10 protein-coding genes are annotated in these 11,275 nt (G+C 51.4%); 7 read left to right on the forward strand and 3 right to left on the reverse strand.

Going from position 1 to position 11,275, the window contains the following annotated elements; genetic code table 11:
• The first annotated feature begins 163 nt into the window (after positions 1–163).
• From ACTD55_RS16385 to lspA, 6 genes are all read left to right on the forward strand, one after another.
• Positions 164–520, forward strand: a complete 357-nt coding sequence (locus ACTD55_RS16385; RefSeq protein ID WP_438865410.1) for a hypothetical protein — start codon at positions 164–166, stop codon at positions 518–520.
• A gap of 83 nt (positions 521–603) precedes the next feature.
• The gene (locus ACTD55_RS16390) at positions 604–1,944 is read left to right on the forward strand and encodes a TolC family protein (RefSeq protein ID WP_438865411.1); all 1,341 of its coding nucleotides are present in this window, start codon (positions 604–606) and stop codon (positions 1,942–1,944) included.
• The gene (locus ACTD55_RS16395) at positions 1,941–2,882 is read left to right on the forward strand and encodes an efflux RND transporter periplasmic adaptor subunit (protein WP_438865412.1); all 942 of its coding nucleotides are present in this window, start codon (positions 1,941–1,943) and stop codon (positions 2,880–2,882) included. Before ACTD55_RS16390 ends, ACTD55_RS16395 begins: the two co-directional genes overlap by 4 nt.
• Before the next feature lie 74 nt (positions 2,883–2,956).
• A complete protein-coding gene (locus ACTD55_RS16400; RefSeq protein WP_438865413.1) occupies positions 2,957–6,097 on the forward strand; it encodes an efflux RND transporter permease subunit in 3,141 nt (1,046 codons plus the stop codon).
• Between the two features lie 77 nt (positions 6,098–6,174).
• Positions 6,175–6,495: a P-II family nitrogen regulator gene (locus ACTD55_RS16405; RefSeq protein WP_438865414.1), complete on the forward strand. Its 321-nt coding sequence runs from the start codon at positions 6,175–6,177 to the stop codon at positions 6,493–6,495.
• Between the two features lie 4 nt (positions 6,496–6,499).
• Complete coding sequence (lspA, locus tag ACTD55_RS16410) at positions 6,500–7,036, forward strand: signal peptidase II (RefSeq protein WP_140907663.1); 537 nt, start codon at positions 6,500–6,502, stop codon at positions 7,034–7,036.
• Between the two features lie 66 nt (positions 7,037–7,102).
• Here the strand turns inward: lspA and ACTD55_RS16415 are convergent, their stop codons facing one another.
• From ACTD55_RS16415 to ACTD55_RS16425, 3 genes are all read right to left on the reverse strand, one after another.
• Positions 7,103–7,963 carry a sterol desaturase family protein gene (locus tag ACTD55_RS16415; RefSeq protein ID WP_186507490.1) on the reverse strand — a complete coding sequence of 287 codons (861 nt, stop codon included), beginning with the start codon at positions 7,961–7,963 and terminating at the stop codon, positions 7,103–7,105.
• A gap of 74 nt (positions 7,964–8,037) precedes the next feature.
• On the reverse strand, positions 8,038–8,793 hold the full coding sequence (locus tag ACTD55_RS16420) for a helix-turn-helix domain-containing protein (protein WP_050991421.1): 756 nt from the start codon (positions 8,791–8,793) through the stop codon (positions 8,038–8,040).
• Between the two features lie 26 nt (positions 8,794–8,819).
• Positions 8,820–9,833 carry a tyrosine-type recombinase/integrase gene (locus ACTD55_RS16425; RefSeq protein ID WP_037431571.1) on the reverse strand — a complete coding sequence of 338 codons (1,014 nt, stop codon included), beginning with the start codon at positions 9,831–9,833 and terminating at the stop codon, positions 8,820–8,822.
• A gap of 204 nt (positions 9,834–10,037) precedes the next feature.
• Between ACTD55_RS16425 and ACTD55_RS16430 the strand changes: the two genes are divergently transcribed.
• Positions 10,038–11,087: a DNA-binding protein gene (locus ACTD55_RS16430; RefSeq protein WP_438865415.1), complete on the forward strand. Its 1,050-nt coding sequence runs from the start codon at positions 10,038–10,040 to the stop codon at positions 11,085–11,087.
• Positions 11,088–11,275: the final 188 nt, after the last annotated feature.

Below are 11,275 nucleotides of genomic sequence, written 5' to 3' on the forward strand. Positions count from 1 at the left end.
GGTCTTTTTTTGATAACTCGCCAATAAAAATCCTCGACCTGGCTCGCTTTGATAAGCGGATAACAGGTAAACGAAAGGCGCTGGGACAATCGGGGATTGAATCCGTAATCAAGGGTGGACTGCTTCGCAGTTTATTCCATTTCATTGGGGTTATGTTCGGTTTATGAGTCGAAAAGCACTGTCTTATCTGCTGTTACTCTTGATTGCACTGCCATCAGTGACAGCTATGGCTGACGTGCATCCCATTAATTATTCGGATACAGCCCCTTATTCCTCTGATTTCATCGATGGCTCATCATCGGGAGTACTGGATAGCTCGACCGTTACTGATCCCACTGATCAGAATATGTCCACTGACTGCCTGTTTCATTGCCATCACCATGGCTGCCATTGCCATATCTATTTATCCGGTAACCTGACTCACTCAAACTTTTTGCATAAACATTCGTTGCATAACGACTCTCAAGCCCTCATTCCCGAGGCCCCATCCTCGTCGCTGTACCGCCCTCCAATCGCCTGATTTTACCGATTATGTTTTTTCTGTGTTGCCGTTATCGCTGCAACGCGCGGTTTGAATTATCTTAAATAAGTAGGATCTACCATATGCTATCAATACGTACTGCGCCGGGTTCTGGCGCTACGGGTCGGCGGAATATCAAAAGCCGCTGCATTCTGTTCAGTTTATTATTTTTTATTTCTTCGTCGGGGCTTAACGCCGCACCTGGGGACTCAACGATCACGCTGACCAATGCAGTGCAGCGCGCCTTGTCACAAAACCCGTCTTTAAAAGTTTTTCCCTACCGCTATGCAGCCCTTCAAGGGCAGGCCGAAACAGCCGGGTTAAGACCGGCGTATGAGCTGGGATTTGACGCTGAAAATGTCGGGGGCACTGGGGACTTCAGCGGCGCAGGTGCTGCTGAGCTGACCATTGCCCTGTCTTCGGTCATCGAAATGGGGGATAAGCGCGCGGCACGACAAGGCGTAATCTCCCACAGTCGGTCGGTGCTCAATGCCAGCCGCCAGGTGGAATCCTTGGCCTTATTGGGCGAAGTCACCCGCCGTTACGTCGATGTGCTAGCAGCACAGGAGCAGGTCACCCTGGCTGGCGAGGCCGCCCAATTGGCGAGCGAGAGCTTACGCATTGTGAAAAAGCGGGCTACGGCGGGAGCGACACCCGAGGCGGAAGTCAAACGGGCACAGGCCGCTGCCGAGCAAGCGAAGCTCGCGTTGCTGTCGGAGCAGCAACGGCTTACTTATTTGAAAGTGTCGATGTCTGCCTTGTGGGGGGTAACCTCACCGGACTTTGACAAAGTGGAAGGTGATCTATTCCAGTTTGGCGAGGATGTGGCATTCGACCTGTTGTACGCCAAAGTTGAAAAAAATCCTGCGATAGAAGTATTCGCAGCAGAGTCCCGCCTCAAAGAAGCAGAAATACGCCTTGCTCAAACCCAAGCCAGTGCCGATATCAGTTGGTCGGTGGGGGTTCGTCGCTTGCAGGAGACCGATGACACCGCATTGGTAGCGGGTTTCAGCATGCCGTTGTTTTCCGGCAAGAGAAATGTCGGCGCCGTTTCGACCGCGTTGGCCGAAAAAAATCAGGTGTTGGCAGAGCGCGACGTAATGCTGCTGGATCTACACACGCAACTGTTCCGGGCTTTTCACAACCGCAAACAAGCCATTGTCGCGGTCAAGGCGCTACGTACCGCCATCATTCCCGCCCTTGAGCAGGCCCTGGTAGAAACTCAGGCGGCCTATCAACGCGGTCGCTACGGGTATCTCGACTATGTCAGCGCGCGGCAGGAATTATTGAGCGCCAGGCGTACCCAGATCGAAGCGGCCGCAGCCGCCTTAACCTATGGTGCAGAAATTGAGCAGCTAACAGCAGAGCCCCTGGCCTTGACGCAGTATGGCGAAGACAACACATTTCCAGGAACCCCACAATGAAATCAAATACCCAGTTAAAAAAATCATTTATTCGTCTAATTACGTGTTGCTTTGCGATCACCCTGTTGTCCGGACAAACTTTCGCCGAGACGGGTCACGGAGAAGAGGAAGAGCACGGTGAAGAAGGCCACGTCGAGCTGACCCAGGAGCAGATAAAACATGCCGGCATTACGCTGGCAACCGTTACCTCGGGCACCATCCGCGATGTTTTGCCAGTATATGGCGTCGTCGCCACCAACGCAGAGCGTGTACAGTCGGTAACGGCACGCTTCGACGGCGTTATTCGGGAAGTTAAAAAAAGTGTTGGTGATCCGGTTCGCAAAGGCGAAACCCTGGTGACTGTGGAAGCGAATGAAAGTCTGAAAACCTATTCGATAGTATCCGCACTCAATGGTGCCGTTACCCAGCGTAATGCAAACGCTGGCGAGCACACTACGGATACCCCATTGTTGGTGGTACAAGATTTCTCAACGGTTTGGGTGGAGCTGTCGGTTTTTCCCAAGGATGTTGCTCAGGTTGAATTAGGCCAGCGGGTTCACATTCTCAGTCTCGATTCGACCCAAATCGCAGAGGGAAAAATCATCTATATTGCGCCGCTTGGCCAAGCTGGTAATCAGGCCATTACAGCTCGCGCTTTGATCGACAACCCGAATGGCATTTGGAAACCCGGTCTCTTTGTCAACGCGCAAATCACCCGTGCCGAAATAGCCGCTCCGGTGGTGATCCGCAACGAAGCCTTGCAAATTATCGACGATAACCCCGTCGTTTTTGTCCAGGGTGAAGAGGGTTTTGAACCACGTGCGGTGACGCTGGGACGCAGCGATGGCGAGCTAAGCGAAGTCGTAGCTGGTCTGTCCGCAGATGAAGTGTATGTCAGCAACAACAGTTTTATTTTGAAAGCGGAATTGGGTAAAGGGGAGGTTGGCGATGATGATTAATAGCTCCCTGAAAGACATTCTGGATTCCATCGGCCGGAGCAGCATTCTATCGCCGCTCAACGAAGGAGTGTGTGATGATCGATAAACTCATTCAATTTTCCATCGCACGCCGCTGGCTGGTGATGTTTCTGGTGCTGGTAACGGGCGCCCTGGGTGTCTGGAACTATCAGCAGCTACCCATTGACGCGGTACCCGATATCACCAATGTCCAGGTGCAAATCAATACAGAAGCCCCAGGCTACTCACCGCTGGAAGTGGAGCAACGCATTACCTACCTGGTAGAACTGGCGATCACGGGGTTGCCCTACGTTGAGAGTACCCGTTCGATATCACGCTATGCCCTGTCTCAGGTGACCGTGGTGTTTGAAAAAGGCACGGACATTTACTTTGCCCGCAATCTTATCAACGAGCGCTTGCAGCAGGCGAAAAGCGAGATGCCTTCGGGAATCGATCCGGCGATGGGACCCGTTGCCACAGGCCTCGGTGAAATCTTTCACTATGCGGTGCATGCGAAACCGGGCGCCTTGAAGGAAAATGGTGAGCCGTATGATGCGACGGCCTTACGCACCTTGCAGGATTGGGTGATACGTCCGCAATTGCGCCTGGTTCCAGGTGTTACCGAAGTCAATACCATTGGCGGCTTTGAAAAGCAGTTCCACGTCACCCCGGAACCGTCAAAACTGCTGGCCTACCAGCTCAGCTTCGATGATCTGGTGGCGGCATTGGAGAAAAACAACGCCAACATCGGTGCCGGATATATCGAAAAAAATGGCGAACAATACCTGATTCGTGCCCCCGGACAGGTAGCTGACATCCCGGCGATCGAAAAAATCATCGTCGCCCGTCGTGACGGCCTACCCATAACCGTGGCTGACGTGGCCGAGGTGGGATTCGGCAAGGAATTGCGCACCGGTGCTGCGACGCTCGATGGCGAGGAGACGGTCTTGGGTACCGCCGTCATGCTACTGGGCGGCAACAGCCGGACGGTTTCCCAAGCGGTGTCGGCCAAGTTGCTGGAGATCAACAAAACACTGCCCGAAGGCGTGGTTGCAGAGCCGGTTTATAACCGTACAGTACTGGTCGATAAAACCATTGCCACGGTACAGACCAACCTGGTCGAAGGCGCGATTTTGGTTGTCGTCGTGCTCCTGGTCATGCTCGGCAATGTCCGGGCGGCCTTACTCACCGCAATGGTGATCCCTTTGTCAATGTTGATGTTGATGACAGGCATGGTGCAAACCAAGGTCAGTGCCAATCTGATGAGTTTGGGCGCACTCGATTTTGGCTTGATTGTGGATGGCGCGGTGATCATTGTCGAAAACTGTATCTTGCGCTTGGCCGGGCGGCAACACCATCTTGGGCGTACCTTAAAACTGGACGAGCGCCTTCAGACGGTGTTTGCGGCCACCCGCGAGGTATTTACACCAAGTCTGATCAGCGTGTTAGTGGTGATTCTGGTGAACTTACCCATCCTGGCTTTGACGGGCGTGGAAGGCAAAATGTTTACGCCCATGGCCATGGCGGTAATCATGGCCTTGCTGTCTGCGTTGGTGCTGTCACTCACCTTCGTCCCTGCCGCCGTGGCGCTGTTTATGACGGGGCATATCGAGGAGAAGGACAATTTTATTGTTCGCCACTCCAAACGGTTTTACGCCCCGGTTTTGGCGTGGGCACTCAAATTTCGCGTACTCGTATTGTCTGCGGCCCTGATCTTTGTGGTTTTGGTCGGCGCACTGGCAACGCGGATGGGTACGGAATTTATCCCGAATCTGGATGAGGGCGATATTGCCATCCAGGCGCTGCGAATACCGGGTACCAGTCTCACTCAATCTCTGGATATGCAGTTTCAATTGGAAAAAGCGGTGCTGGAAATCCCTGAAGTCAAAACCTACTTCGCACGCGTCGGCACGGCTGAAGTTGCCAGTGACCCCATGGGACCCAACATTTCCGATGGCTATGTCATGCTCAAGGATCGCAGTGAATGGCCCGATTCTGATAAAACCAAAGCGCAGCTGTTAGAAGAAATTGGTGAGAAACTGACGTTGTTGCCGGGAAATGCCTATGAGATCAGCCAGCCGATCCAACTTCGCTTCAACGAGTTGATTTCAGGTGTGCGTTCCGATCTCGGGATCAAGGTGTTTGGTGACGATTTGACGCAACTGCTTAAATCGGGCGGCGAAATCGCGGCGGTATTGAACGGTATTGAGGGCGCCGAAGAGGTTAAGGTCGAGCAGGTGTCCGGCTTGCCTATTCTGTCCATTAATGCCGACCGTTCAGCCATGTATCGCTATGGCTTGAATGTCGCCGATGTGCAGGACGTAGTCGCCGCCGCCACGGGTGGTGAAGAGGCCGGCCTGATCTTTGAGGGCGATCAGCGTTTCTCGATAGTGGTGCGGGTAGCCGAGCGCGTCAGGGGTGACTTGCGCGCGTTGGAGCGTTTGCCGATACCGCTGCCAGACGGCGGATACGTGCCACTGCGGGAAGTGGCCAGTCTCACCCTGGCGCCTGGACCTAATCAGATCTCTCGTGAAAACGGCAAGCGGCGACTGGTGGTCAGCGCCAATGTTCGCGGTCGCGATTTGGGTGGCTTTGTGGCTGAAGTTCAAGGCAAAGTGGCGCAACAAGTGAAATTGCCACCTGGTTATTGGCTGGAATACGGCGGCACGTTTGAGCAACTGCAATCAGCCTCGCAGCGTTTAAGCCTGTTAGTCCCCGTCACTTTGGTGATGATTTTTGCACTGTTGATGATGACCTTTGGCTCAGCAAAAGATGCGGCATTGGTCTTTAGTGGCGTACCGCTGGCGCTGACCGGTGGCGTTATCGCCTTGTGGTTACGGGACATCCCCCTCTCGATTACCGCCGGTGTTGGGTTTATTACTTTATGCGGTGTATCGGTACTGACCGGGGTCATGATGGTGTCGGCCTTTCGGGATGAGCTCAATCGCGGTGAATCCGTCGAGCAGGCGATTCTGGGCGGCGCCATGTTGAGATTGCGGCCGATATTGATGGTCGCTCTGGTGGCCGCATTAGGTTTCCTGCCGATGGCACTCAATACCAGCACCGGGGCGGAAGTTCAGCGGCCACTGGCCACGGTGGTTATCGGCGGCATTATCTCTTCCACGTTACTTACGTTATTGGTGCTCCCCGGTCTGTATCGATTGGCTTGGCGAAGGCCAAAAGCGATTGATAACAATGGCGAACCGATCGCTGAGTAATACCCGCTGGATCGCGGCAAGCATCCTCTTGCCGCGATCCATCTAACAGTAATAGCGAATTTTTTTGGAGTATTTACATGAAACAAATTACCGCCTTTATCCACCACGTTCGATCCGCCGATGTCATCGATGCATTGCGTGATGCAGGCTACAAAAACCTATCACTACTCGACATCAAGGGGACTTTAAAGCCCTTAGGCGAGCAGGAGTTGGCCTATTCGTCAGAAGCTGGTGTGGTTATCTCAGAAGTCCAATTATCACTGGTCTGTGATGACAATCAGGTGGATGAGGTGACGACCATCATTCGCAAAACCGGGAAAATCGGACCCAACATATCCGGTTGGGTATACGTCACCCCTGTCGAGCAAGCGCTACCGATTGGAGGAAAAGAAAATTAACTTCATGGCGAACTCTAACCCGACAAACACCTTTTGTGGTTGGCTGTGTCTTTCCGGTTTGATATTACTGATGGACCAGGCGAGTAAGTATGCCGTTGAGCGTACGATAGAGTACGGTGAGCGCGTGGAGATTAACTCAATTCTTAATATCGTACACATGATGAATCCTGGGGCTGCATTCAGCTTGCTAGCTGATGCTGGTGGCTGGCAACGCTATTTCTTTATTGCATTAGCCTCTGGCGTATCGGTTTGGTTGGTTTGGACAATGCGGCGGCGTCCAACCCGGCTTGAAGCGGCGAGCTATTCGATGCTGCTTGGTGGTGCATTGGGCAACCTGGTTGATCGTGTATGGCGTGGATCGGTAGTGGACTTTCTTGATTTTCACTGGAGCTATTCTCATTGGCCAGCATTCAATCTGGCTGATACAGCGATATTCATAGGGGTATGTATTTTTATTGTGAGTACCATAGGTAGTAGGAATCATCAAGTTCATGATGAAGGCGATAACAGCGACCATGAAAACAACAAAGGAATGAGGTAAGTGGAGAACACGCTCCCGCTGTGGCATGTGGAGCGTGTTCTCGGATTTATCAATTACTAAATAACCTCATGTCTTGTCCCGTCGAAAAGGCTGCATCAACTGTTGCCAATAGTCAGCTGGATAATTCGGCGTTGAAGCGATACCAAGATCTTTAGTACCGATCGTTCGTTCAGAGTCAAAATAAGCCGTTCCCAACAAGCGATCCGTCAAGGTGGTAAAAAGCCCGAAGTTCACATCGCCTTCTTCTGCCGTATTTAAGTGGTGGAAACGATGCACCGCGTTGATTGCGAGAACCCTCCTCAGCGGTCCAGTAAAATACGCCACGTTCGAGTGCTGCAATAGTAACTGAAGCACTACTGCAACCACCAACAACATCAGGACATTTTGTGGCACTCCTACAAAGAGCAATGGTGTCGTTCCTGCGACGGTTTCTATCAATTGATGCAATGGATGTTTCATAAGACCATTAAAACCGTATAGCCGTTTTACGCTGTGATGAACGGCATGAAGGCGCCACAGTGAAGAGAGGCGATGACTGGCAAAATGCGCCAGGGTGATGCCAACATCAGAAATGAGGATCGCCAAAAGTAACTGGAAAGCCAGCGGCCACCCGGAAGGCCATATCGGTGCCAAGACCAGCAAGCCACCAAATAACGGGAGTACAGCAACGCCAATAACATTAAGTGACTCGTTCATAAAGGCGTGAAGCAGATCGCGTCGCTGATCTTGTTGCGGTTCATTAAACGCACGATCATAGGGTGTCAGTTTTTCGGTGGCGAAGGAAATTCCTATAAATACCAAGATCAAAAATACCAGCCAACCTTGGTTGTAACCCTCGGCAACAAGATAGATAGCGACGCCATTTCCGACGAGCAAAAACAACGGCAAATACAGGAGCCTAACCAACCACGTTATGCTACGAATCATTTTAACACTCCTCGCTGATTGAGAGTGTTCAGCATCTCATGTTTACACGTAGCCACATTGAACGAAAGTGCTGTTTATTCTGACAAAAGCCGTTGAATAACTGCCGGGGAAACACCAAAAGCCTCGGTAACAGACCGGCAGAAATGGGCCTGATCGGAAAATCCCGATGCAATTGCCGCATCAGTGAGTGACATTTGGCGTGATAACTCAAACCCCGTTAATAGTTTTAACCACTTTTTATAGCTGCGTAAAGGTAAGCCGGTGCTTTCGGAAAACCAGTGGGAAAAACGACTTGGGGAAAGACGAACTTTCTTTGCCAACTCGGCTCTAGAGATTGATCGCCCATCCATGGCTTCGGCATGTAATGCTTTTAAAATGTGGCTCAATCTGCTCTTTGGATCAGATGTTTGATCGTGCCGGTAGTGACGCTCGAAAGCCTCCAGTTCGAATGAAAGGTTTTCCGTGGCAGTAAAGCGAGATAAACACGCCGTATTGAATTCCTCACGGAGTGTCCCAATGGGTTGCATCAACGGATTTTTTATGTGAGGCAGCAAGGCTTTGCAAATATCATGGGTTGGATCGATATAAATACACAGTACCTCGGCCATTATCAATTGATGAGTAACTCCAGCCGGTATCCATAACCCCTTTTCTTTGTGCCGTGTTTCGCTGGAAATGACTTCAACGTTTGCATCTAAACCGATCGCGATTTGATGCGCCCAATGTTTATGGGGCTTATTGTCTCCTGACTCGCCGAGGAACGCACCGATACCTGGTGTTATCGCTACTGAGCCGCGCCATGGGTTCACTAAAGTATTTGTTGTGATCATTACCCTATCTCTACAAAGGCAGCTTTTCATTGTAGTTGACTGTCTATAAGCGCTTGCAACTTTTCTAGGAGGATAAATGAGGCATTATTGGTGAATTGCTGTCCTTCTTCGATGTACTCCCATACGGTAGCGTCGCTCTTCCAGCCGCCTTGTTTCTTAATAAACTCAAAGTCGATTTTTTCCCTCGCTGCCGATGTAGAGAGGCCACGCCGAAAGCTATGGCTGCTCAAGTCCGGCACGAAATCGAACTGACAGGCGTTGCCCAGAGTCTTGAGTAATTGATTAATGCCACCGGGATTCAGTGCTTTGGGTTGAACCTTATCCCAACGGTTAACGGGACGAAAAACCGGACCTTCATTGATATCAGCCAATTCTATCCAGTTCTTCATGGCCATAGCAGGACAGCAGCCTGGTGCACCGAAAGGTAATGCTCGCACTAAGCCCATGGCTTGTTGATCGGTCTTGGAACGAGACAGCCGGATGAGAAGTCCTTCTGGTTCCCACACCAGATCACCGATTTGAATGGCCACCAATTCGCTACGACGAAAGGCGCCAAAAAAGCCGGTCAACACCAGCGCGATATCCCGCTGTTTCTTTTTGGTGTCAGGCAGTTGCCGCAAGTGATTCACCATCTGGGCAATGTGCTCCAAACGTAATGCCTTGGCTTTGCGTTTGGGTTGGCCTTGAGTACGACGAACGCCTTCCATGGTTTTGCGGACCAACGGATCACTTACCGGATCGATGAGCCCTTGGTAATGGTGCCATTGGCTAATGGCGGTCAGGTGCAGATCCAGGGTCCGGGGGTTGAGTGATTCGGCTCTGGCCAGCAGGTAACGCACGACAGTATCCCGATCCGAGGGCAGGCGACCACCCCATTTTTCAAATTGGCGAATGGCCGAGCGGTAGGCTTTGCGCGTGTTGTCGGACGTCGCTGCCTGGAGGTAGTGCCGCAATGATTCGGCTTCCTGACGTTCAATCAGGGTCGATTCCTCATTACGTAATGGCAAGTTGCTAGCCGGTTTTGGCGGTTTGTTGTTCATGAATAGGATTTCCTTCGATGTCGCTCAAAAGGCGGCTATGTACCGGCGTTACAAGTCGAAAATTTACGTCAAGATCCATTAACCTACGATAAGGTAGATTATCGGTGGTTAGTATCTTGAATTCAAGCGATCTTGAAAAACACATATATAATGTTATATTACGTGTTATGTAATATGTTACTAAATAATCCGAGAGGAATCACCATGGCCCGTGCCGGAGTCACTTATCACGATATCGCTAAAGCAGCTGAAGTCATTAAAACACATGGCCAGGAACCCACGGTGGATAGGGTGCGCGAGCATCTGGGCACCGGCAGCAAAAGCACCATCGCGCCATTGCTCAAGCGTTGGCGGTCAGACAATGGGGAGGCGGCCGATGTCAGTGGACTGCCGAACGACCTCATCGAGGTGGTAAAGTCCCTGCATGAGCGGGTACAGCAGATGGCCGACCACCGTATCGAACAAGCTCGCCAGGAATTCGAGACTTTAAAGGAAGAACTCCGCACAGAGTTGACCTATGCCAACAACACCATCGCGCAACTTACTGCCCGACAACGGGACCTTGAGAACCAGATAGCACGAATTACCGAGGAAAAAAGCCTGCAAGACAAGTCCCTGGAAGACGAACGCGTCAGGCTGGCAAAGGCCGAGTCTCAGCGGGACGAAGCTCTTACGCGAGCCAACGACTTGAAGGATAGTGTCAGTGAACTCAGGCAAGAAAACCGGGATATTCGCGATCATTTCGAACATTACCAGCAGCGCACTGCCGAAGACCGCCAGCAGGAGCGCGAACAGTTCCGTATAGTTAACCAGGGGTTAAATGATCAGATTCAGGATCTGCAACACCGGCTCGCACAGACTGAGTCGAGAGCGTCCGAGCTATTCGACATCAACGCGCAGTTACAACGAAATGCCGATGAATTAAAACGGGCCAATGCGGCGCTAAATAGCGACTTGAACGCAAAGATGGAAGATATCCAGAACCTGGAACACGAGTATGAAGAAGCCGTGACAAGGTGCCGGGAATACCAGCATAAAAATGAGCAATTGTCGGAAAACATGGCCGCGCTCACCACTCAGAAAGCAGATGTCGATAAGCAAGTGGCCGTGTTATCCCACGCACTGGAGACCACCAAAGCCGAACTGAAAACCGCCCAGGATAAAGTGGCATTTCTGACCGATGAGAATAAGGTGATTCTTCAGGAAAAAGCAGTGATCCAAGGGCAGTTTAAACAGCTTCAAAGTTCGCTATAACGATTTAATGGATGTGTTTTGATCGTCTGGCTGCAAATGCAGAAATCGTTGCCAGCCCCTAAACGAGCAAACTTGGCAAATTTGTCGGTTCTTCCACAAGACCCTGCAGGCCAAGGAGAAGCATCGATTCGACCAACGTCAGGTGGAAAAAGAATATTGATATTCCTACATATTATCAATGTGTTATA

The organism is Neptunicella sp. (assembly GCF_048268085.1).
Classification (GTDB): Bacteria; Pseudomonadota; Gammaproteobacteria; order Enterobacterales; family Alteromonadaceae; genus Neptunicella.